19 protein-coding genes and 3 pseudogenes are annotated in these 21,507 nt (G+C 46.6%); 6 read left to right on the plus strand and 16 right to left on the minus strand.

Going from position 1 to position 21,507, the window contains the following annotated elements; translation table 11 throughout:
• Window positions 1-194: pseudogene (locus RIG27_RS01180) on the plus strand (RNA-guided endonuclease InsQ/TnpB family protein); the annotation flags it as partial.
• Between the two features lie 11 nt (window positions 195-205).
• Here the strand turns inward: RIG27_RS01180 and RIG27_RS01185 are convergent.
• From RIG27_RS01185 to RIG27_RS01200, 4 genes are all read right to left on the minus strand, one after another.
• Window positions 206-1,354, minus strand: coding sequence for a hypothetical protein (locus RIG27_RS01185; protein WP_446341676.1), 1,149 nt, complete (start codon window positions 1,352-1,354; stop codon window positions 206-208).
• Between the two features lie 117 nt (window positions 1,355-1,471).
• Window positions 1,472-1,933 (minus strand): hypothetical protein, encoded by a 462-nt coding sequence (locus RIG27_RS01190; protein ID WP_446341678.1) that lies wholly within the window; start codon window positions 1,931-1,933, stop codon window positions 1,472-1,474.
• Between the two features lie 76 nt (window positions 1,934-2,009).
• Complete coding sequence (locus RIG27_RS01195) at window positions 2,010-2,231, minus strand: hypothetical protein (RefSeq protein ID WP_446341680.1); 222 nt, start codon at window positions 2,229-2,231, stop codon at window positions 2,010-2,012.
• A gap of 16 nt (window positions 2,232-2,247) precedes the next feature.
• A complete protein-coding gene (locus RIG27_RS01200; RefSeq protein WP_446341682.1) occupies window positions 2,248-2,544 on the minus strand; it encodes a hypothetical protein in 297 nt (98 codons plus the stop codon).
• Between the two features lie 301 nt (window positions 2,545-2,845).
• Between RIG27_RS01200 and RIG27_RS01205 the strand changes: the two genes are divergently transcribed.
• Window positions 2,846-4,126, plus strand: a complete 1,281-nt coding sequence (locus tag RIG27_RS01205; protein WP_446341683.1) for a lipid-A-disaccharide synthase-related protein — start codon at window positions 2,846-2,848, stop codon at window positions 4,124-4,126.
• Between the two features lie 178 nt (window positions 4,127-4,304).
• Here RIG27_RS01205 and RIG27_RS01210 read toward each other — a convergent pair whose 3' ends face one another.
• The 3 genes from RIG27_RS01210 to RIG27_RS01220 all read right to left on the minus strand — a co-directional run bounded on the left by RIG27_RS01210 (window position 4,305) and on the right by RIG27_RS01220 (window position 6,489).
• Window positions 4,305-5,219 carry a PEP-CTERM sorting domain-containing protein gene (locus RIG27_RS01210; protein WP_446341685.1) on the minus strand — a complete coding sequence of 305 codons (915 nt, stop codon included), beginning with the start codon at window positions 5,217-5,219 and terminating at the stop codon, window positions 4,305-4,307.
• A gap of 203 nt (window positions 5,220-5,422) precedes the next feature.
• Window positions 5,423-6,121, minus strand: coding sequence for a hypothetical protein (locus tag RIG27_RS01215; RefSeq protein WP_446341687.1), 699 nt, complete (start codon window positions 6,119-6,121; stop codon window positions 5,423-5,425).
• Between the two features lie 197 nt (window positions 6,122-6,318).
• Window positions 6,319-6,489 (minus strand): hypothetical protein, encoded by a 171-nt coding sequence (locus RIG27_RS01220; RefSeq protein ID WP_446341689.1) that lies wholly within the window; start codon window positions 6,487-6,489, stop codon window positions 6,319-6,321.
• 61 nt (window positions 6,490-6,550) lie between these two features.
• Between RIG27_RS01220 and RIG27_RS01225 the strand changes: the two are divergent.
• Window positions 6,551-7,220 (plus strand): annotated as a pseudogene (locus tag RIG27_RS01225) (transposase).
• 142 nt (window positions 7,221-7,362) lie between these two features.
• On the opposite strand, the gene RIG27_RS01230 reads toward RIG27_RS01225, so the two are convergent.
• The 6 genes from RIG27_RS01230 to RIG27_RS01255 all read right to left on the minus strand — a co-directional run bounded on the left by RIG27_RS01230 (window position 7,363) and on the right by RIG27_RS01255 (window position 15,714).
• Window positions 7,363-8,382: an NF038130 family PEP-CTERM protein gene (locus RIG27_RS01230; RefSeq protein ID WP_446341691.1), complete on the minus strand. Its 1,020-nt coding sequence runs from the start codon at window positions 8,380-8,382 to the stop codon at window positions 7,363-7,365.
• A 430-nt stretch (window positions 8,383-8,812) separates the two neighbouring features.
• On the minus strand, window positions 8,813-9,712 hold the full coding sequence (locus RIG27_RS01235) for an NF038130 family PEP-CTERM protein (RefSeq protein ID WP_446341693.1): 900 nt from the start codon (window positions 9,710-9,712) through the stop codon (window positions 8,813-8,815).
• A gap of 721 nt (window positions 9,713-10,433) precedes the next feature.
• A complete protein-coding gene (locus RIG27_RS01240; RefSeq protein ID WP_446341710.1) occupies window positions 10,434-10,658 on the minus strand; it encodes a DUF167 domain-containing protein in 225 nt (74 codons plus the stop codon).
• 181 nt (window positions 10,659-10,839) lie between these two features.
• Window positions 10,840-14,184: a ribonucleoside-triphosphate reductase, adenosylcobalamin-dependent gene (gene nrdJ, locus RIG27_RS01245; RefSeq protein WP_446341695.1), complete on the minus strand. Its 3,345-nt coding sequence runs from the start codon at window positions 14,182-14,184 to the stop codon at window positions 10,840-10,842.
• Between the two features lie 118 nt (window positions 14,185-14,302).
• Window positions 14,303-15,250, minus strand: a complete 948-nt coding sequence (locus tag RIG27_RS01250) for an aldo/keto reductase (protein WP_446341697.1) — start codon at window positions 15,248-15,250, stop codon at window positions 14,303-14,305.
• A 206-nt stretch (window positions 15,251-15,456) separates the two neighbouring features.
• Entirely contained in the window at window positions 15,457-15,714 is a 258-nt protein-coding gene (locus RIG27_RS01255) for a hypothetical protein (RefSeq protein ID WP_446341699.1), read from the minus strand.
• A gap of 209 nt (window positions 15,715-15,923) precedes the next feature.
• Here RIG27_RS01255 and RIG27_RS01260 point away from each other — a divergent pair, with 209 nt between their 5' ends.
• Together RIG27_RS01260 and RIG27_RS01265 are read left to right on the plus strand one after the other, a co-directional pair.
• Window positions 15,924-17,408 carry a BCD family MFS transporter gene (locus RIG27_RS01260; protein ID WP_446341701.1) on the plus strand — a complete coding sequence of 495 codons (1,485 nt, stop codon included), beginning with the start codon at window positions 15,924-15,926 and terminating at the stop codon, window positions 17,406-17,408.
• 136 nt (window positions 17,409-17,544) lie between these two features.
• Window positions 17,545-18,357, plus strand: coding sequence for an inositol monophosphatase family protein (locus RIG27_RS01265; protein ID WP_446341702.1), 813 nt, complete (start codon window positions 17,545-17,547; stop codon window positions 18,355-18,357).
• Here RIG27_RS01265 and RIG27_RS01270 read toward each other — a convergent pair.
• The gene (locus tag RIG27_RS01270; RefSeq protein WP_446341704.1) at window positions 18,326-18,667 is read right to left on the minus strand and encodes a hypothetical protein; all 342 of its coding nucleotides are present in this window, start codon (window positions 18,665-18,667) and stop codon (window positions 18,326-18,328) included. The genes RIG27_RS01265 and RIG27_RS01270 overlap by 32 nt on opposite strands.
• A 374-nt stretch (window positions 18,668-19,041) precedes the next feature.
• On the opposite strand from RIG27_RS01270, the gene RIG27_RS01275 reads away from it, so the two are divergent.
• On the plus strand, window positions 19,042-20,028 hold the full coding sequence (locus tag RIG27_RS01275; protein ID WP_446341706.1) for a 3'(2'),5'-bisphosphate nucleotidase: 987 nt from the start codon (window positions 19,042-19,044) through the stop codon (window positions 20,026-20,028).
• A gap of 94 nt (window positions 20,029-20,122) precedes the next feature.
• On the opposite strand, the gene RIG27_RS01280 is transcribed toward RIG27_RS01275, so the two are convergent.
• Entirely contained in the window at window positions 20,123-20,962 is an 840-nt protein-coding gene (locus RIG27_RS01280; protein ID WP_446341708.1) for a DUF928 domain-containing protein, read from the minus strand.
• 102 nt (window positions 20,963-21,064) lie between these two features.
• A pseudogene (locus tag RIG27_RS01285) lies at window positions 21,065-21,507 on the minus strand (RNA-guided endonuclease IscB); the annotation flags it as partial.

The following is a 21,507-nucleotide window of genomic DNA, read 5'->3' on the forward strand; positions in this document are numbered from 1 at the left end:
CTCTAATCCTGACTGTGGTCATACCGAAGACAGAGATGTTAATGCCGCCCAAGTAAATGAGATTTGGGGAAGGGGTTTGGAACGAACCTCTTTAGACGTGGAGTCGCCTAGCTCTACTGATTGCTCCAAGCATGAAGCAGCTAGGGGCGAAGAAACGTCAGAAACGACGACTTCAACGAAGTAAGTCGTCGTAGTTCATTCATTTCTAAGATTGCTGTTCTAACCAATCTCGGATTACCCTCTTAGCGGTATGATGAGATACCCCAACCAACATGGCTAAGGCTTCTACCAAAAGGGCAAAGGTTTCATCTAGCATTCGGGAAATTGTTTCGGCGCCAAAGAAGCCCAAAAACTGATTCAGAATTTGCTGGACTCGTTGTGCAGGTGTTGAATGACTGGTTATTTGTCTAGTTAACTGCACCCATTGGCGGCGAATTAAATAAGCTCGTTTGCGCTCATCGGCTGATTCCGGAGTAAGCAACTGCAACTCTCCCACAGGTATCATGAGCCGACAATCCTGATCAAATATCCCCCCAACGGCAGCGCCAGGGCCAGCAAATTCGGCATGATAACGTTTCCAGAGAATTACACCATTTCGACGACGCGGATCAACGATTAATAACTGATTATTTAACCAAAAATTTTTTCCAGGCATTGTTACTATTAGCGACTTTTTGGGTGATTGTGGTGGATTAGCTGAACCCGATATTTCTGTACTTGGAGTTTCCGAGTCCGGGGATAAATTAGGCGAAGAATTTACGCTCAAGGAATGATTCCTTAGCAAATCTCGGATCATCATCTGAATGGTATGAGGCAATACCCCAACTAACAGCGCCAATGCTTCAACCAAAAGAGCCAGGGTTTCGTCTGGCATTTGGGCAATGGTTTCGGCGTTAAAAAATTCCCTAAAGTGACTCAAAATATTCCGGGCGCGTCTGACTGGTGTTGGGTAACCCGTGATGTGTCTCGTCAGTTGCGCCCACTGGCAGCGAATTAAATAAGCTCGTTGTCGCTCCTGGGCTGATGCTGGAGTGAGCAGCTTTAAATCACCCACAAGTATTATTTTCCGACAATCCTGATCCAATATGCCCCCAAAAGCAGCGCCATGTCCAGCAAATTCGGCATGATAACGTTTCCAGAGAATTACACCATTTCGACGACGCGAATCAACCACTAATAACTGATTATTGAAGCCAAATTCTTCAATTATTAATGATTTGGGAGGTTTGGGTGGATTACCTGAACCCGATGTTTGTGTACTGAGAGTTTCCGATTCCGGGGATAAATTAGGCGAAGAATTTACTATCCAGGAAGGATTGGAACTCTCCCGAACTGGATTGGGGGAATGGTTCATGGTTACTCTGTCATGAGTTTACTAATGTTTTAACTCAGACAGTAAGTTCGTATCACTTGTGCTTGATTAGGATGAGTCCAATATTCACAAAACGTAATATCCTCATCTGGAGCATTATTAGTTCCTTGGCGAATCTCGAATCATCTGAATTGTATAAGGAAATACACCCACCAACAGGGCAAAGGCTTCGTCTGGTATTTTGGCAATGGTTTCGGCGTCAAAAAATCCCTCAAACTGACTCAGAATCTTCTGAGCACGTTTGGCTGATGTTGGATGATTGGTTATTTGTATCGTCAGTTGCGCCCACTGGCGGCGAATTAAACAAGCGCGTTTTCGGTCATCGGCTGATTCTGGAGTGAGCAACTTCATATCCCCCACAGGTATCACTTGCCGACAATCATGATCAAATATTCCACCGACGGCGGCACCCGGTCCAGCAAACTCGGCGTGATAACGTTTATAGATAATTAAACCATTCCGACGACGCGGATCAACAATTGATAACTGATTATTTAACCCACATTTTTCAGTCATTGATAATTTTGGCTTTTCGGATGGGATACCTAAAGCCGATGTCATTGATGATTTGGATGGTTCAGGCGAGACACCTGAATCTAATGTCTCTGTGCTTAGCTTGTCCGACTCCGGGGATAATTTAGGCGAATGATTCACTATCAAAAAATGATTGGAACTCTCCAGACCGAGATTGTTGGGCTGGTTCATTGTCACTAGGGCAGGGGTTTACTCCTGTTTTAACGCAATCACCGTTGTACTTATCCGACAAACTCCTAATCGCTGCCAATTGAGCTAGGATTGCATCCTCAGTGTCATAGTCCAGCAATTCTGGTGCTGCTGCTGAAGAAACGGTTTCAGGCAAGTGAATTCGTTCCCACTCAATGGTACACTGAGAGTGCTTCTGCTAAGAGGATGGGTTCAACATAACCCAATTCCTGGCGGATGCGGGTAGAATCGACCACCCAATGCTGTTCTAAATTGTAGGGCAAACTCCAACTGTCTAGCATCAGGGATGGCGACGCAATTACGACTTCACCCTTCCATCCAGCCACTTGTCCAATGCATCGAATCCGTTCTGCTTCCGTTGGAAATTGTGCCTCTGCTATATTGTAAACCTGACCAGTCGCTCGGTCATCGGTAATGGCAAGTGCGATCGCAGCAGCTACATTCTCCACATATCCTCATACGCCGCGCCACTGGGCTATGCCGTTGAATGTACTCATCAGGGTTCTAGCATCCTGTTCAGTATAGGCGATCGCATCCAGAACCACTTGAGGTGAAATCTGCTCAAACTCGGCTTGTATTAATTAACGAAGTATCAATATCAATCTGATATTTACCTTGTTTTAAAACTATTTTCCCGATCAAAACGCTCAATCCTTAAAAACTGTTCCCTGTTCCCTGTTCCCTGTTCCCTGTTCCCTGTTCCCTAAGGTAAATTAATAGTGATATTACCAAATAACCGATAACCACACTATGCAACTGCTGTGCATCAGCAACGGTCACGGAGAAGATGTTATTGCTATCCGAATTCTACAGGAACTCAACGCTAGCCCAGATGCGCCGGAATTAGCCGCATTGCCGTTAGTGGGTGAAGGTGCAGCCTATCGACAATTGGATATTCCGATTGTTGGACTGGTGCAAACCATGCCCTCTGGTGGTTTTATCTATATGGAAGGGCGTCACCTGCTGCGGGATTTGCAGAGTGGTTTGTTGAAATTGACATGGGCGCAATTGAAAGCGGTTCGCCGTTGGGCGAAACGCGGCGGGGTTATTTTAGCGGTGGGAGATATTGTCCCGCTTTTGTTTGCGTGGTTAAGTGGCGCCCCTTACGCTTTTGTCGGGACAGCTAAATCGGAGTATTATCTGCGGGATGAAGCGGGATGGTTACCGAATCGTCAGCGTCGGGAAGGATGGTCCGGTTCGGTGTATTTGCCGTGGGAACGTTGGTTGATGAGTCGCAAGCGATGCAAGGCGGTGTTTCCTAGAGATAAACTGACAACAGAAATTTTGCAAAAATGGTCAATTCCAGCATTGGATTTAGGGAACCCGATGATGGATGGGATTGAACCGGAACAGCCAGAACCGATATTCTATGAACCCGATGCCGAACAAAAAGAAATGCAGCGTCCTTTGGTGGTTGCATTATTACCGGGTTCGAGAATGCCAGAAGCCTACCAGAATTGGCAGAAAATCGCCCTAGCCGCAAATGGGTTATTGGATGCTTATAAACAACGATCAGTGGTGTTTCTCGGCGCGATCGCACCCGCTTTAAGTCTTGACCCCTTACAAGAAACGTTGATAGGGTATGGCTGGCGTCAGCAGCCTCTGGAAGCCATCGACGTGAATCTGACGTTGAATGATCCGAGTGCGATCGCGTTAACCAACCAGAATGGCACTTTGATATTAACCCAAGATGACTATACCCTTTGTCTGCTCAAAGCCGACTGCTGCATTGCCATGGCAGGAACCGCAACCGAACAATTTGTCGGATTAGGAAAACCTGCGATCGCGATTCCGGGAACGGGTCCTCAATACACGCCGGCTTTTGCCGAAGCGCAAACCCGACTATTAGGACCATCCTTAATATTAGTCGAACAACCGGATCGAGTCGCCCAAGTCCTCCAGAAGTTGTTACGAGATCCAGATCGCTTGCAACTGATTGCCGAAAATGGACACCGGCGTATGGGTCAATCTGGTTCAGCGCGGCGCATTGCCGATTGTTTGATGGAACGATTTGGGGTCTTCCGTACTTAATGTGCTAAATTGTTAGTTTGATTAGTCCGAACATTGAACAGTAATAGCTTTAGGAATGGGTAGCGAGCAAGATGCTCGCAGCGAGCAAGATGCTCGCAGCGAGCAAGATGCTCGCACTACTACAAGGATTTGGCAATTCTTGACATTATGGTTTAAATGCCGAACAGCTTAAGCCGCCCTAATCTGCTTTCATTCGCTTACGTTTTGCCGCCAAGAAACCACCCAAGCCAAATAGCCCTAATAATGTGGTAGGTTCCGGTACAGATGCAATCTCAGATTCGCCACCCAATTCTCCCGGTGGAGCTGTAGGCGGTTCTTCAGCAACAGGGGGTTCAGGTTCAGCAGAGGGGTTCTCGTTACCAGGAGATCCAGGTTCAGTTTCAGGAGAGGATTCTTCGGCAACAGGTGGTTCGGCTTCAGAATCAACAGGTAACAAAGCGATCGGTTCGGGTATAGAGTTGATTGGAGTGATTGAATAGTCGAAAGATACTAAACCAGGCTCTGTAGAACCGTCATCAACCAGAGACATTGCTGTTTGGGTAAAACCGCCACTTACCGTTAGATTAACGCTGGAAGGGAAAAGGATAGAGGCAGTAGCATTACCGTCAAATAAGACATGACAGGTATTTTCTAAACAGCCTGCGATATCAGCATAACTATAGTTACCTGCCACAATTTCATTATCCCGTAAAAAGACATCAAAGCCTGAGAGTAAGTTGTTCTCGGAATCTAGAATAGAACCCTGAACGTCAATATCATCAATCAATGGTAAAACGGTGCTAGGTAGGATTGCCTCTAAATAGTCCTCAACATCACTAAGACCAAAGGTTAGCTCTTCATCTTCTGCATCAGATAACCGCCCCGGGGCATTATCGACAATGATTGTACTCTCGAAATCTACTTGTTGCGGCTCAAGTAGCGCTTGAAAGTCTGGTGGTAAGAATTGTGATACAAATGGGTTAACATTTACCTGAAAAGCCACAGCTCCAGACGAGTCTATTTGTGTCAAGTTAGCTGCCTTAGCTGGAGCCATACCTACTATGCCGAGAGCCATAACTCCAGCTCCAGCAATTGCTATGGATAACTTGTTCATGTCGATTTTCCGATCTCCTAGCTAGATGTACGTGTTCATCTTTACTCTATGGGATGCCGGGACTGATTTAGGCAAAGTAACGGTGAACCTTATGTAAAGTGTTGATGAGTATTTGGGCTGGTTTCATAGGGGTTAATGTGAGTATAAAAAAAGAGCTAGATAGCTCTCTTAAATTTCATCTCATTTCTCTGATGAAAAATTTACTATTTTTTCTGCTTGCGCTTGGCGTTCAATAAACCTCCCCCCGCCAATAAACTGGCTAATAAAAATGAGGGTTCTGGAGCCGATGGAGTTTGTGTTGGAGAAAGGGGTTTTGCCGTTTGGGTAAGATTAAAACTTATAACAGCGTCAACCGAGCTTGTTCCTGGAAATGGAAGACCTAAGTCAACATAAGGAATAGATAACAATACATCTCCTTGACCCGTTACGCTACATGTAGCTGACAAACAGGGTTTAATTTCATTAAAATCATACCTGTCCACAACCATTTCACCTGTGGGCTTGTCGTAAGCGAAATCAAAATCCGATAGTTTATTATTCTGGAGATCCCAAACAGAACCCATTCCCTGAAAGGAAGTCAGTAAATCATCTTCATAAAAAAATGACAAGAATCCTGGAAAGAGATCTGACAAAGTGTCAGAATCATTTTTCCAAGGAATGGTTAACATAGTATCCCCTGCATCAGAGAGTCTTCCGCTAAGGTTGTCAATATCGAAATCCTGGTCTATGGGTATTATGACCTCATCCCCAGTAACACCGGGTAGAAAAGGCAAATACGACGATTTCACACTAAAAGATCCAGAATAGTTGAGATTGGTAACAGTAGCTGCCTCAACCGGAGCCATACACACTGTTCCTAGCGCTATGGCTGTTCCAGCAATCGCCACGGATAATCTTTTCATATTGATTGTTCTCTGTTATAGATATACGAGTTCTTTCTTAATCTATGAGATGTATAACCCTGATGAGGTAAAGTAACCGTGAAGTTTATATAAAGTTTTGATGAATTTTCTGGATTGTCAGGTCGTGGGGAGGCGATTGCCCAAAAAAAAGGAGGGGTAGAAGCTGTAACCAAACCTCTACCCAAAGCTACCCATTGCTAGACATTTTTGGGTAGCTTGCTTCGGTTTCGTGCCATACGCTCTATCGTATCGCTTAAACTGTTAGCTCCAATTCGCTTCTGTTCCTGCTCTAACCAAATAATTGCCGTTTCCGTTAAAGTCATTGTGAATCGGCGTTTTGACTCATCATAAATTTTTTTCCTGGGCATCCTGTTTCCTTCTATTATTCATGTATAATACGAGTATAACAGGTGTTAAACAGGTCGAATCATGCTGTTAGGTTTTAAAACAGAGTTAAAACTAAATAATAAGCAGCGAACCGCGCTAGCCAAGCACGCTGGTGTTGCCCGTCATGCTTGGAATTGGGGACTAGGTTTGACCAAACAGATACTTGACCACAATCAGGATAACCCAGAGGATAAAATCAAGTTTCCGACAGCGATTGATCTGCACAAGTGGCTGGTAGCGCTGGTCAAGCCGGAATGTCCGGTTCTTCCGTACCTGTTATGCTAAATTGCCTCAGAGTTCGGCTAATTGGAAAAAAGCCCAAGTCAAGATAGCTAGACTCCATCGAAAAATAGCCAATATCCGTAAAGACACATTACATAAACTCACGTCCTATTTAGCCCAAAACCACAGCCGAATAGGAATAGAGGATCTTAACGTGTCTGGGATGATGGCTAATCACAAACTGGCGAAAGCTGTTCAAGACATGGGCTTTTATGAGTTCAAACGTCAGCTAGAGTACAAGTGCAAGCTGTATGGAGCAACGCTGGTTGAGGTTGACCAATGGTATCCCTCAACTAAAACCTGTTCTCGCTGTCATACCGTCAAAGATGAAATGCCTTTATCTGAGCGGGTTTTCCGGTGCGATAACTGCGGACTGGAAATTGACCGAGATTTTAACGCCTCCATTAATTTGGAGCAATCCGCCAGTTAGGTGGGGGAGAGCCTGTGGACTGGTAAGGTGCCGACACCGCCAGGATGAAGCAGGAAGTAAGTTCCAAGCATGTCCATTTATGGGTAGCTTTGGGTAGATCTTATGTAACGGAGTTAGCTCCCTCGCCTATAATACAAATGTTCTATTTTAAGACTGACGATTTTTTCTGCTTGCGCTTGGCGGCAAACATACCTCCCGCCGCCAATAGGCTTCCTAGTATAAAGGAAGGTTCAGGTGCCTCTTCCACTTCCGCATTACTGGTTAGCTCAGGATCGTAGATACCTGTATGAGACATCATATCCCCCTGTTCAAGCAACCCAGATTCTGCGGCGCTGAAGCTGTAGTGGTAGGTCGTCTCTCCCTCATAGTCAATCTTGACGAGTTCAGCCGCTTGTACAGGTTTCCCGTCCAAGAATATTGACAATAGACCTTTGTGCTGATCAGTGAGACCATCAAAAATCAGATCAACGGCATCATAGTGACCTGTTAGCCCAACTTCTAGAGCTCCCGTCATATCATCCATGTCAACATAGGCAATATTCGGATCGCTGAATCGTTGAAATCCACCGTTATCCCGGAATTGGTTGAACAGAGTCGTTTTATTACTGGGAATTTTATTGACGAAGGTATTCGCTATCTCCAGCAGTTGATTATCGATACCATAGGAGGTTAAAGCTGCCTCGAACCACTCATTCGCCAAATTATTGACTCCATAGCTAGTATCCAAGGTTTCCCCAAACCAATCTGTTGCCGTCAAACTGCTCAGGGTAATGCTTTTGTCCCCAAGATCTCCCGTTAAGCTAGTCACCGTGGTGTAATCCAAGAATTCATCAAAGGATAGTCGTTCACTATTGGCGAATAACTCAACATTGCCCCCCGGTTCACCTTTTTTACAACTGTTACTGGGAACGAACGCTCCTCCAACCGAGCAACTTCCTTGCAGAACTGTTTCCAAATCTGCATCGTTGTTGAGCCTTGTAAAATCTGTACTCGCTGTAGGCTCGGGATTGGGGACATGTTCGTAGATGAAATAGTCTACTCCCTTTTCACCGGTCACTTGAGGGTTAGTCAGAGATGCAGCCGACGCTGGATTAGCGGCGATCGCACTGACACATAAGGCAACTGATGCCCCGACGAGCAGTTTCTGGATATTTGTTTTCATTGCAGTATCTCCGTGACTTGACAGGTTGAGCCTTCTTAACAGCACATACACAGGGTTAGGCTTTGGCTAACCCTCTCTTGGCTCTAATAACCTCTGGTTGCCCTTTAAACAGGCGATGTCTTCAGCCCTTGAGCTTTCGTCGCCTGCACACACATTTCCTCATCTATTTATAAAGTTTACATGAAGTTTCGCGAAAAAGCGATAAATTTTTGATGAAGTTGTAGCCATTTTTTTTTATATGTGCTAATAAACACTCAATAACTAAATATATATAAATTAATCTAGCAATCTGTATACCTTGAGTGGCATATTGCCACCGAAGTATGCATACTCACTGACAAAAATCAGATCTTCAAACCACAAAGGGAGCCAAAAGGCTCCCTAAAAACTGATCGAATTGTCCCAAGCGCCTATCTCAGCGACATTTGACCTAAGATTTTTTGCTCTGACGTTTAGCGGCGACTAAACCACCTACGCCAATTAAGCCGAGTAGAATCGACGGTTCTGGCACATCAACTGGATCATCAAGCGTAAACTGTGGATCATAGACTCCAGTGTGCGATCGCGTGCCATCGTTGGATGAAAGGGTAGATATAGCCGCACTGAAGGTATAAGCATAAGTGGTTCTATCGTTATGGGTCACTTTAACCACCTCACTGGCTTGCAATGGTATCTCAAATTGTGTGGAAGAGACGCCTAATAACATCTGTCTCGCGTCATAGTGACCCGCTAAACCAATATCCACTGTGCCGTTATCGTTATTGACGTAGCTGATATTCGCGTCACTGAACCGTTGGAACCCACCGCTGTTCAGGAATATGTTATAGAGAAGTGGACTATTAGCAATACCATAAGCACTCAGAGCATCATTAAACCATCTATTGGCTAATGTATTTGCTCCATAGCCAGTATTTAAGTCCTCTCCGAACCAGTCCACTGCCGTGAGGCTACTAAGGGTCATGCTTCTACCATCATCAAACGTCGCGTCTAAACTGGTAACGTCCTGATGCGCTAAAAATTGATTTAGGTTTAGTTGTTCGCTGCTGGCGAATAATTCTAGGTTTCCACCGGGTTCACCGGGTTGACATTGATATTGAGGCTCATAGGCGGGAACACTGCAATTTCCTTGTAGGAGAGCATTGATATCGGCGTTTGGATTGGCTACTGTTGTATCCGGTATACCATCATTATTCGTATCGATCGCTTCATATTTAATAATGTCTGCACCAGAGAGAGTAAACGTTGTTGCAGCAGCTGGGGCAGTAGCAAGCCCAGTCACACTGGCAATAATTGATGCGCCAAACAGTAGTTTATTCAGATTGCTTTTCATTATTTTTTCCTTACTTAACTATTGAGTGTTTACCAGTCTTAAGGATTATAAAATTTCGCTTCGCATGGCAATGTATTCGCCATTTAAATCCTAAATTTCAGCAAATAATAAGACGACATAAGCCTTTCCAGTTGGCGAAATTTTATCGATTCGCTGGGTTGCAATTTTCTCCTTACTTGTCAAACCCAGCCTGCTCTCAGATATCTTTTATTATAGAAATACCGACTCCTAAAATGGGTGAAGCCTGTGTAAAACTTCTATAGGCTTCTGTGAAGATTTTGAGAAAATCAGGAAAACCTGGTGCAGCGCGGCAGAAATAACTATCCCCTTGAAAAAGGTGCAACAGCTTACTGTACAAGCTTTATTTCCTTCTGTCTCCTGTGTTTTGCCTTCTTGCATTAGAGATTTAGGAAGAGTTAAATAGGGAAAAAAATGCCTGAATTTTTAATTTTTGTAACTATTTATCCCAGTTCACTGGCAAAAATATTGAGATTTATGAATCATTCGATCATGTCCTTCTCGTCAGTGATTATTCCCTTTTACCTTGCCACCTTGTAGTGTGAACATCTTGCTCGCTACCCATTCCCAATCTAAATGCATGACAGCTTAATCTTGTCAAAATCTGGCGCGGGAACCTAGGATATCAGATTGAATACGCTGAATTAAGCGTTTTTAGCATTAAAGCGCAACTACGAAATCTATCTCAATGTTGAAAATAATTCTAATCTTCAACAATTTCAATTAATTTGGTTTTAGACGACAACCCTGATTTAATCTGAATTTGAGACTTGGTAACGTTGAACTTTTCTGCCAATAACTTAATTAACTCCTTATTCGCTTTCCCATCCACAGGCGGCGACTTGAGGTTCACTTTTAAAGTCCCATCCGCCATTTCTTCTATCAATTGGGTTTTAGAATTGGGTTTAACTTTCACCGTTTTTTTCATATCCACCTGCAGGGATGACCCGCTTGCATTAATGAACAACACCATGGGGGAGAACTCAAAGCCTCTCTCCTTGCAGGAGAGAGGTTTGGAGAGAGGTTTTCCAGATCCCGTGAAAAGTAAGCCCTTGTCAAGGGGAGGAAACTCGAATGGTTTTAGTCGGGAGGTTTATCCTACTAATAAATTATGCATTCGGTGTCTGTTCCGGGAACATACATTTATCCGAATCACAACCCACTGGTCCAGCTTCGATTAATTCACCTGCATCATAGTTCTCCAAAGCTGGATAGAATTCAGGCATCTTCCGTCGCTGTTGTACCTCTTGCATCAATTGTTCATAAGTCGCTTTATCAATCGGTTCAAAGGGTAAACGGGGGAAGGATTGATGATCATCAAACCGCGCCAATAGCGCCGCTGAAATATACCCGTCATCATCCTGAATCGCTTGATAAATCCGTTCTCCTAACGGTTCAATTTCATTAACGCGCAATTCCCAGGTGGAAGAGGTGTTGTGTGTCACATACCAGCGCTGAACTTGCATGGCAAAATCCATTTGTGCCAATGCCGAAAACTGACTGATATCAATTTCATCGGCACCGGGTAAATCTGCCCAGGATACAGCCACGGGAATTTCCACCAACCATTCTGAACAGGCTTCAGCAAAGGGATCATTTAAGAGATTCCCATTTTCATCTTTATCCGATTGGGATGGCGTGACATTGTATCCGTAATCCAGACAAGCTAATGCTACTGGATCATTCTTTCTGAACGTAATTCGGCGAATAAATCGCTGTGCCTTAGGGGGATGCCAACCCGGAGATGCGCCTGTAAGTAGAGATTTTGTCCCAGACGGTTGAACGGTTGTACAACGATTGGGGCGTTTAATCCCATGCTTATCGCAATACTCCCACACCACCCGATGGACAATATCGCGCCAGCGGGTTAAATAGGCTTTTTCTTGTTCCTTAAACTGCACCCCTTCAACAGTATCGGGGCGCCCTTCTGCCCACCAGTGTAACCATTCTGCGCCAAAGGCTTTGACAAAGAAATCAAATAGTCCGGTGAAGGATACGCCGACAATTGGGTCTAATTCCCGTGATTTTTGATAGCGTTCCTCAACAAACTGATGGTTGAGCAAAATGGCAACGGAAAGCGCCCCCGCACTGAATGCCTCCTCTTGTTCTTTTTCGTTATTCGGATCAATTTGATTTAGGTGAATTTCGGCTAAATTACAATGGAATACGGAACCAATAATTTCACCGCAATTGTGCGCCACAATGCCATTAGCATCGAACCGAGAGACACCTGGAACGGTGCAATCGTAAACGGGTTCGATACCAGTAGGAGACACAGATTCAACGGTGACAACAAAGCGTTCCCGATTTAGCTGACGCTGGTATCCGTTGAGTAAATTATCCAACTCTTGCTGTTTTTCCGGCTGACGGAAACCCACGCGATCGCGAAACTCAATCAGGTTGTCGTTAGCAATCACCAATTCGGGCTTTTCGGGATAATCTTCCGTGTCACTATTTTGAGAAACAGTGGAAACAATGCCTAAGCGCAGCAGCATCCGCTGTACGGCTGGCAGTAACTCAAGATTACGTTGGGCTAAACGCACGCTAATGCCTTGAGTGGACGTTCCTTGCACGTTACCATTGGCATCAAATAACCCTTGTAGGAATCCCTGATAAAACTCGTAGCTGGCTTGTTCAACTTCCGGCGTCACTATTTTTTGACCACCATTAATATTGAACTGGGCGGCTAGTTGTTCCAGATCACTCGACGCCACTTGCTGTAAATCCGGTTGGCGATCAGAATCACCCCCTAAATTTACAGTACAAACACCATTGTTCTGGAGGGTTGCTACTTCAGACTCTGCCATTTTGACCTGAGAGTTACCCCAGAATCGCACTATTGCCTGAGTTTGGGCGAGTGATCCATTACTGACGAGACTCCCTAATAACCATCCTTGGGTAAATGTTCCCACACCTTGCCAAGGCTGAATTCCTCGGTGATTGTGCAAGCAGACGCGATCGCCACTTTTCAATTCCTCAGCCGCAACCCATTCAGTATATTGACGCTTTTGGGTTTGGGCGCTAATACGCAAAATTTGATGGTTCCCCGTCAGCCGTAGGGATACCCCCTCTTTTGTGGCTAGGGTAAAGACAGTGCGATCGCCCGTATAGAAAAAGCCATCGGCTGTTGTGCTAAACAGTTCCCCATTAACGTAAGTTCCATGTTGTTTCCCGATTAAATCTTTAACTTGGCGGGGACCAAATTCCGTATGCACCCAAGTATCCGCCGTCACGCAGGGATTTAAGCCAAACCGCTGCAAGCGATGCTCAATTTCATCAGGTGTCAAATTCGGATACTTTTCCTGTAACCAGTGACTCGCTTTTCCTTGTTCGTAGGCTTGCAGAAACTCTTTTCTCAAGGCTTGAGTTGTTAACAAATCACAACTTGCTCGTGCTACGGCTTCTCCCGCCCATTGAATCGCACCTTCACCAGAATAATATTGTTTGCGAACCGCTGCAATACATTCATCTAAGGTGGGTTTATGATGAAAAACACGGGAATGATTCGCCATCCTCAACGCATCGCGTTCCGGATCAATCCGCCAATTTCCATGTTCATCTTGTTGCCACAGGTTATCTTTAGCATTAACAAACTTTTCATCATTACTAATCCCCTGGCGCATACCGGCAGAACGACGCACGTTTCCGGCTACAACCACAACAGCAGCTTCATCAATTAATAGACAGCATTCGACTGAATTTAATTGCCGTCCCACGGCTTTATTTAAAATCGCCGCACATCGCTGATACAGTTCCGGTAATTTAATCGGATTTGCCACCCCGCCAAAGCCTTTTAACGATTCTCCGGCGGGACGGATATCACTCACATTAATGGATACCTGAACTTCACCAGAAAATCGTTTATCTGTGGATAATTCCAACAGACTTTGATATGACTGAACCCACCCTTGACGGGAGTCTCCGACATAAATTGTCACCTGATTCCCATCAATTTTGACCTCGGTTTTTTCCCGCCGTTTCTCCGATGGCGTTGTGCCAATTTCCCCCGCTAAGATTACATTTAAGTGATTATGAATTGGGGGTAACTGGTTGATGTATTGGGGTTCTAAAACTGCCCCTGTGCCGCAGCCCATCATGGCGAGGTCCATCATTAAGCCAAAGGCACGCCAATCTAACACATTTGTGGACGTACAATTATAAGCGCCAGAGAAATTCTCCGGATTTTCCAGCCAATCGGTGCCGCCGACCCATAACCAGCGTCCTGAGGGTAAACTTTTAATTTGATGCATCATCCGTTCCAGCAGGGCGGTTTCTGCTGGAGTCAGCTTACCCAGTTTGCTTAAGCCTTGGATAGTGCGATCGCACACCTCCTTCCACGTCTCTCTACCCTTAGCGGTGCGGCGGCTGTAGGTTCTGAAAAACACCGGGTTTGCCGTCGCTGCCGTTTCCGGAAAATCACCATTGATGCGTTCTCGCTCAAGCTCTCGGACCATGTGATAATCTGCTGTTAATTGTTGCTAAACCTTGACTATAGGTTATGTCAGATATAGCGTCAAAGCTTGAAAAATTCATCCGTTTGCGCTAGGTGTAGAGACTCCTCATGCTACGTCTCTACAAACCACGAGTCACCTGATCCAACTGTTCCACCTCACTCGGATTTAAACTCCACCCTAACGCCCCAGCATTTTCCTGGGCTTGCTGGGCTGTTTTCGCGCCCGGAATTGGCACTACCCCTTGGGCAATTAACCAATTTAACGCTACCTGTGCGGGAGTGCGATCGTATTTTTCCCCCAATTGACGCAACAGTTTAATCACAGGCGCAATCTTCTCTAACCCCCCTTTGCTAAAACGCGGATCAAGACTACGCGCCCCTGTGGGTTTCACGTAATTTTCTGGGGTATACTTCCCGGTTAATAATCCTTGGGCTAAAGGACTATACGCCAAAATCGTCACCCCCAACTCCCGCGCTGTATCCAAAACCCCATTCCGTTCAATTTTCCGCTCCAGTAGGGAATATTGCACCTGATTTACGGCTAAGGGAATTCCTCTGGCGGCTAGATAACCGTGTGCTTCCCGCATTTGTTCGGCGGAGTAATTACTCACCCCCACCGTGGCAATTCTCCCCCGTTGCACCTCATCCGCCAGGGCATTCATTAGGGTTTTTTGACTCATGAAGAAGCTAAAGGGAGAATGAACCTGATACAGTTCTATTTGCTCAACCTGTAACCGTTTTAAGCTAGCCGTTAAAGCATCAGACACCGACTGTGATGTAAACCGCCAGGGAACCGGGAAGTATTTTGTGGCTATCTGGGCTGGACGTCCGAATTCTTTCATAAACCGTCCCAACAGTGATTCGGATTCTCCCAATCCGTACACTTCCGCCGTGTCAAAAAAGCTAACTCCTGCATCTAAGGTAGCGGCAAAGGCGTCTCGTACCTGAGATACTCCATACTCTTTGCCGTAGCCCCAAAACAGCGTATCGCCCCACGCCCAAGTGCCAATACCGACGCTGGTTACGGTGGGACCATTTTCAGCCAAGGTGGTGGTTTGAATTGTCATTCCCTGCGCTCCCAATTCGTTACATTTATTAATGTTTATTTTATCGGGTTTTGCTGGTGGGGACTTTTAGATGAGGTCGGATGCTCAAACAGCCTAAGTAGACCAAGGATTTACGATCGCGACACCCGTCTTGGCAAAGTCGTTTTCGTTTCGGGTAACCAGATGCAGAGAATGTTGAAGGGCGATCGCGGCAATCAAAGAATCCATTACTGGTAGAGGACAAAACGATCGCCTGGGAGAGAGCGATCGCGACTGAGGTCGAGTTCTCCAGTGGCAGCGACTTCAGCCAAGGGAGAGCAGCGAAAAAACTCGGAAAGCTGGGTGGAGGGTTCTGGGGACGGGCTACTCCAAAGATCGTTGAGACTCTGGGCAAGCAGTTGGATGAGGCGAAGTTTGTCGTTGGGTGGGAGACAGAGGAGTTGTTGTTCAAGTTCTGGAGATAGGTCAAGGAAGAGGGTTGCCATAGTCTTTGCCGAGCCAAAATTTACGTTTATTCTATCTTTCTCTATCCTCTGTCAACTAAGGTGGTTGTCTGAATTGTCATTCCCTGCGCTCTGAGTTTGTTACATTTGTTCATACTTCTTGGATTTTATCGGGTTTATTGGTTACAGACTCTCAGGAAACGTATAGTTTTATCAGGTCATCCAAAAAAAGCGATCGCATCTGAACGGCTATGGAAACCAGTGATTTTACTCAGTCCCCACCTACTCCCTCATCCCCAGACAAACCCCTGCCTAGAATCAATATTTTAACCATGTTCCGCCTGGGTTTATTCCAGATGGGGTTAGGGATTATGGCGATTCTTACCTTAGGTATCCTCAACCGGGTGATGATTAGCGAACTGGGGATTAATCCCGCTTATGCTACGGGGGTATTAGCCATGCATCAATTGGTTGCCCCGGCGAGAATTTGGTTTGGTCAACTTTCTGATGCTAAACCCCTCTTTGGATATCACCGCAGTGGTTATGTTTGGCTGGGCACCGCCGGATTTGCGATCGCGGCTTTTTTGGCGGTTCAGGTGATGTGGCAACTGGGTGCAGCCGTACAAACCGCTGGAGGCTGGACATTAAATACTGAGATAGTAGGCTGGACAGGGGTATTAGCATTAATTTTTACCCTCTATGGTTTAGCCCTGAGTGCTAGTTCCACCCCATTTACCGCTATGCTGGTGGATGTTTCGGATGAGGACAATCGCTCCAAGTTAATCGGCACAACCTGGTCAATGCTGATGGTGGGTATTATTATCGGCGGGATTACTGGAGGTATCTTGCTCAAAAGTCTTGATCCGACAGAAACAGGCTCACAGGTTAGTGCAGAGGTTCTGTCATCACCCTTAGCCACATTACAGACTCCCCTCAACCGTCTGTTTATCATCGTGCCACTGGTGGTGATCGGATTAACCCTGCTGGCAACTCTGGGAATTGAGAAAAAATACTCCCGCTACGCCTCCCGTTCAAGTTTAGTGGAGCGAGAAGACCAAGTTACGTTGGGTAGAGCGCTGAAAGTGTTAACCGCCAGTCGCCAAACCGGTTTATTTTTCACCTTTTTACTGGTGATGACAATTAGTCTGTTTATGCAGGAAGGCGTGTTGGAACCTTATGGCGCTGATGTCTTTGGCATGCCCATTAGTGAAACGACTCGGCTCAACTCCTATTGGGGCTTAGGCACATTAATCGGTGTGAGTACCACCGGGTTTTTAGTCGTACCTCGTATCGGTAAGCAGAATACGACGAAGTTGGGGTGTCTATCCGTAGCCATTAGCTTCTGCCTGATTATTCTAGCCGGATTTACCCAACAGGGGGAGATTTTGAAGCTAGCGATGCTGTTATTTGGTCTAGCGGCGGGAATCACCACGACGGGAGGATTAAGTCTGATGCTGGATTTAACAGCAGCGGAAACCGCCGGAACCTTTATCGGTGCATGGGGATTAGCCCAAGCGATGGCGCGGGGGTTAGCCACCTTTATCGGCGGTTGGGTGTTGTCCATTGGAGAAGCCCTGTTTACCGCACCTGTGTTAGCTTATGGCTTGGTGTTTGCCTTGCAAGCCGTGGGGATGATTGCCGCTATTTGGTTTTTGGGACGAGTGAACGTGCAAGAATTCCGGGATAATACCAAGCAAGCGATCGCGACGGTTATGGAAAGCGATTTAGATGGTTAATATTGTAGGGGCGGGTTTGACGATTATCGGTTTGGGTTGACCCAGATGTAACGAAACCCGCCCTGACCTAATTTGGGGTGTGACAATTTCTGTCCTGGAACTCCGGATGAGGGATTATGTAATGGATGTTTAACCAATGAAGGAATTTTGGGCGTCTGTACTCGACTTTGCCAAAGATATTACCAACCATGTCGGTATCCAACTCCTGCCTGATTTTCGCTGCTGTCAGGCGTCGCAGAAAGCGGATGGGAGTTTGGTAACCCAAGCAGATCATTGGGCGGATGAGACGATTCGTCGGGCGATCGCGTCTCGGTTTCCTAGTCACGGAATCCTCAGTGAGGAAGGGGAACATCGCTTTCCAGATACAGAGTGGTGTTGGATTATCGATCCCTTAGATGGTACGACTAACTTTACCCGAGGTATCCCGATTTGGGGGATTTCTCTGGGCTTGCTGTATCACGGCACACCTGTGTTCGGATATGTTCATTTTCCCCCCATTGGGCAATCCTTTCATGGCTTTTGGGCGGGAGAATCTGGATTACCCGATATTATCCCTGGCGCGTTTATGAATGAGTTTTCCATCCACAGTAGCCCTGATCAACTCAGTAGTAATCACTTTTTCAACCTTTGCTCTCGCAGTACCTCCCTCTTACAGCAACCCTTCCCCTGTAAAATTCGCATGTTAGGGGTTGCCAGTTATAACTTCATTACCGTTGCCACAGGAGCGGTTCTTGGCGGGATGGAAGCCACACCCAAAATTTGGGATATTGCTGGGGCGTGGGTAATTGTCAAAGCCGCAGGTGCGGTTTGGGTGGCGTTGGCATCAGACCCAATTTTCCCGTTGAAAGTCGGTCAAGATTATGGTGGGCGATCGTTTCCCACGCTGATTGTCAGCCGTTCTGAATTAGTGGATGTGTTTAAATCTTATATCCAACAAAACCAGAATTAGCTCCTAGAGGTTTCAGTGGAACATCTCTACAAGCTCCCCCAGCTTCCCCTGCCTCCCCAGCTCCCCCTGCCTCCCCAGCTTCCCCTGCCTCCCCAGCTTCCCCTGCCTCCCCAGCTCCCCCTGCCTCCCCAGCTTCCCCTGCCTCCCCAGCTCCCCCTGCCTCCCCAGCTTCCCCTGCCTCCCCAGCTTCCCCTGCTCCCCCATCTCCCCCCGCTCCCCCATCTCCCCCCGCTCCCCCATCTCCCCCCGCTCCCCCATCTCCCCTGAAATCTTGGCGAGAACCTTGATGATCACTCTGCCGAGAGGTCATTATGGAAGCGGCAATACGTTACAGCGATCGCTCCTAGCCATTTGCTACTGTACAGATTAATCCGGCTACAGGGAAAGGGCAGATCGTGATCAGTGGTGACATCGGGACAGTTAAACCTAGCCCAAGGGTGCAACCAAACGGTACTCAAGGTAATACGGGAAGCGGCTTCTCTACCAGTAGCAGGGTATCAACGTTGAAAGGCTCACGAATAAGAGTTTTTTACGCAAGCCCCCACGATGGCGATTGCCCTCGTTACCCGCATAAAAAATAGTGGTCTGGGGGTAAGGACGGGCTAAAGCCGCTTAATTGGGTGTTTTACCTTCCCGTCCTTAGCCAGGTTTTTTGAGAGTATTATGGAGCAATAGAGATTTATCATGTCTTACGAGCAAGAAAAACAGGTAGCTATTGAGGCAGCGCTGACAGCAGCCAAACTCTGTGAGCAAGTTCGCCAAGAACAGGTGACTGAAGCCATGGAAAAGAGCGATAAAAGTCCAGTCACGGTGGCGGATTTGGGTTCCCAGGCGGTTATCTGTCGAGCGTTAGCGATGGCGTTTCCTGATGACCTCGTGGTGGGCGAAGAAGATGCGTACCAGTTGCGTCAACCCGAAATGGCTGATCAACTGAATCGGGTAACGCACTACGTCAAGTCTGTCGTTGGTGATGCGACACCGGATCAGGTATTGGACTGGATTGATCGCGGTAATAGTCAGATTGGTGGACGCTATTGGACATTAGACCCCATCGATGGCACAAAAGGGTTTCTGCGTCAAGACCAATATGCTGTGGCTTTAGCGCTAGTAGAATTGGGTGAAGTGAAACTGGGTGTTCTAGTTTGTCCCGCCCTACCCGTTTCCCCAGATCAACCTGATGGAGAAAAGGGTGTCCTATTCGTCGCGGTACGGGGTCAGGGTGCAACCATGGTTCCCCTCTCTGGCGGAGAACCTCAGCCGATTCAGGTGACAAAGGCGGATAATGCGGAAGCGATGCGTTTTGTGGAGAGTGTGGAATCCGGTCACGGGGATCATTCCCGACAGGATGCCGTTGCCAAAGCCGTAGGCATTACCGCGCCTTCGTTGCGGATGGACTCTCAAGCCAAGTATGGTGCAGTCGCGTCGGGTCGTGCATCGCTTTACCTGCGTTTGCCATCACCTAAATCACCCGATTATCGGGAAAAGATTTGGGATCACGCGGCGGGAACGATTGTGGTTGAGGAAGCGGGCGGACGAGTTACCGATATGCACGGGAAAGCCCTCAACTTTTCTCTGGGTGCCAAACTTTCGGATAATCAGGGGGTTATTGTCAGCAATGGTGTGATTCACGATACCGTGCTGGATGCCTTGCGGGAAACCGCGAGCGTGTAAAGAGGTTGCCAAATAATCACTGTCAGTGATCAAAAAGGGAAAAGGTTAAACCTTTTCCCTTGAACCTATCACTCAAAACCTTGAGTCAAACAGCTTAATTTTCAGCATTGGTTTCAACAGTTGACCCAGAGCGACTAACCAACGGTTCTTCAATTAGTTGATCTAAACCGGCAAAGTTCAAGGCAGATTGCCAATTTTCTTGAACTTGAGGATCATCGGTATAATCCTGACGTAATTGAGCCAATGTACCTGCTGCGTCCATCCAGAAGCCATATTCAGCAAAAATAGCTGCCTTTTCTCGTTCTGATGCATTGGCTAACTTTTGAGCAAGTTCGGTTTCTGGAGAAACACGCTCAACCCACCCTTCGATTGTCAAATTCCCAGAAGCATCACCCCCCTGATCACAACTAAGAGAAAATACCCACTGGTACTTTTCCGATTCCTTGAGTAGCTCCTCTTCCTCTGTCATCGGCTCTGGCAGAGTGAACATGACAATTCCTGGCGTTTCGTTTAGAGAAACCATTTCGTGATAAATAATCCCTTTGTCTGGACTCAGCAATGCAAATTCTGCTTCCTTGGCTTGAGTCTCACCCACATAAACCAAGAACGTCGGATTAGGCTGTACAGTCACTTCAACTGGAACTGTGTTTTTTTCCGCAACTTCTGGTACTAAGGGTGTAACCTCGACTTCCTCTCCATAACACATACCAGAACCTCGCGAGAATCCTGGAGTTCTCCACCGAGACGCTCTAATTTTTCTGTTGCGAAATCGCAGCCCCTTATTTCCAGCGAAGAGGGTTTCCGAAGACTTCTGATCATTGTAACTGGACGAAGTGGGTTTGAAACCAGCGATTGCCATGGCACTGGCACTCATCACTAATCCCAGAGACAACATCAGGGAAAACGTTTTTAGATAGATAGAGGGCTTTTTCATCTGTCTTCCTCCGTGGAGACCCCCACTGAACCTGTACCCAGGTCAGTGGCGGGAGGAAACGGGGGATATTTTCTGGGGTTCAATACCCAGAAAATATCCAACTTAATTTGCATAGGAATACCCATCCTTTTTGTGCATAAATTTACAATACTTGTGATTAATGCCCTGAACTAATCCGTTCCTCGCTGAAATATTGAAGCTGCCAGAGGCACGAGTAGCTACACGCCCCACATAAGTCCCGACTTTTTTGCCCTTGGTAACTATCGCTTTCACAATATCTCCAGTTTGAAAGCCTTTGTGGACTTTATTTCGGGAGCAATAACGCTGTGGAAAACCCCACTTATCGGTACGGCACGCTTGGCGAGTCCCATGTCCCTTGGCAGCAATCAGTAGGGGTTTAAGCCCCGTCGTGTTCAGTTGCTCTGGGGTTGATGCCCCTACACAAGCAGCATCCCAATAGTGGGTTTTATCCAGACCACGAATAGTTCGGTTGTACTTGGTGCGACCACCAGTACCAACCTCAACAGGTAAGCCCGTTTTCTTGA

The sequence above is a fragment of the Coleofasciculus sp. F4-SAH-05 genome, assembly GCF_040222985.1.
GTDB lineage: Bacteria > Cyanobacteriota > Cyanobacteriia > Cyanobacteriales > Coleofasciculaceae > Coleofasciculus > Coleofasciculus chthonoplastes.

What these genes read in the sequence shown, in the direction of transcription:
- RIG27_RS01230 (WP_446341691.1), bottom strand. Translation starts at nt 8,382, where the DNA reads ATGAAAACAAATATCCAGAAACTGCTCGTCGGGGCATCAGTTGCCTTA.
- RIG27_RS01215 (WP_446341687.1), bottom strand. Translation starts at nt 6,121, where the DNA reads ATGAAAAGATTATCCGTGGCGATTGCTGGAACAGCCATAGCGCTAGGA.
- RIG27_RS01240 (WP_446341710.1), bottom strand. Translation starts at nt 10,658, where the DNA reads ATGAAAAAAACGGTGAAAGTTAAACCCAATTCTAAAACCCAATTGATA.
- RIG27_RS01260 (WP_446341701.1), top strand. Translation starts at nt 15,924, where the DNA reads ATGGAAACCAGTGATTTTACTCAGTCCCCACCTACTCCCTCATCCCCA.
- RIG27_RS01190 (WP_446341678.1), bottom strand. Translation starts at nt 1,933, where the DNA reads ATGACATCGGCTTTAGGTATCCCATCCGAAAAGCCAAAATTATCAATG.
- RIG27_RS01255 (WP_446341699.1), bottom strand. Translation starts at nt 15,714, where the DNA reads ATGGCAACCCTCTTCCTTGACCTATCTCCAGAACTTGAACAACAACTC.
- RIG27_RS01220 (WP_446341689.1), bottom strand. Translation starts at nt 6,489, where the DNA reads ATGCCCAGGAAAAAAATTTATGATGAGTCAAAACGCCGATTCACAATG.
- RIG27_RS01235 (WP_446341693.1), bottom strand. Translation starts at nt 9,712, where the DNA reads ATGAAAAGCAATCTGAATAAACTACTGTTTGGCGCATCAATTATTGCC.
- nrdJ (WP_446341695.1), bottom strand. Translation starts at nt 14,184, where the DNA reads ATGGTCCGAGAGCTTGAGCGAGAACGCATCAATGGTGATTTTCCGGAA.
- RIG27_RS01275 (WP_446341706.1), top strand. Translation starts at nt 19,042, where the DNA reads ATGTCTTACGAGCAAGAAAAACAGGTAGCTATTGAGGCAGCGCTGACA.
- RIG27_RS01205 (WP_446341683.1), top strand. Translation starts at nt 2,846, where the DNA reads ATGCAACTGCTGTGCATCAGCAACGGTCACGGAGAAGATGTTATTGCT.
- RIG27_RS01250 (WP_446341697.1), bottom strand. Translation starts at nt 15,250, where the DNA reads ATGACAATTCAAACCACCACCTTGGCTGAAAATGGTCCCACCGTAACC.
- RIG27_RS01185 (WP_446341676.1), bottom strand. Translation starts at nt 1,354, where the DNA reads ATGAACCATTCCCCCAATCCAGTTCGGGAGAGTTCCAATCCTTCCTGG.
- RIG27_RS01210 (WP_446341685.1), bottom strand. Translation starts at nt 5,219, where the DNA reads ATGAACAAGTTATCCATAGCAATTGCTGGAGCTGGAGTTATGGCTCTC.
- RIG27_RS01265 (WP_446341702.1), top strand. Translation starts at nt 17,545, where the DNA reads ATGAAGGAATTTTGGGCGTCTGTACTCGACTTTGCCAAAGATATTACC.
- RIG27_RS01270 (WP_446341704.1), bottom strand. Translation starts at nt 18,667, where the DNA reads ATGACCTCTCGGCAGAGTGATCATCAAGGTTCTCGCCAAGATTTCAGG.
- RIG27_RS01280 (WP_446341708.1), bottom strand. Translation starts at nt 20,962, where the DNA reads ATGAAAAAGCCCTCTATCTATCTAAAAACGTTTTCCCTGATGTTGTCT.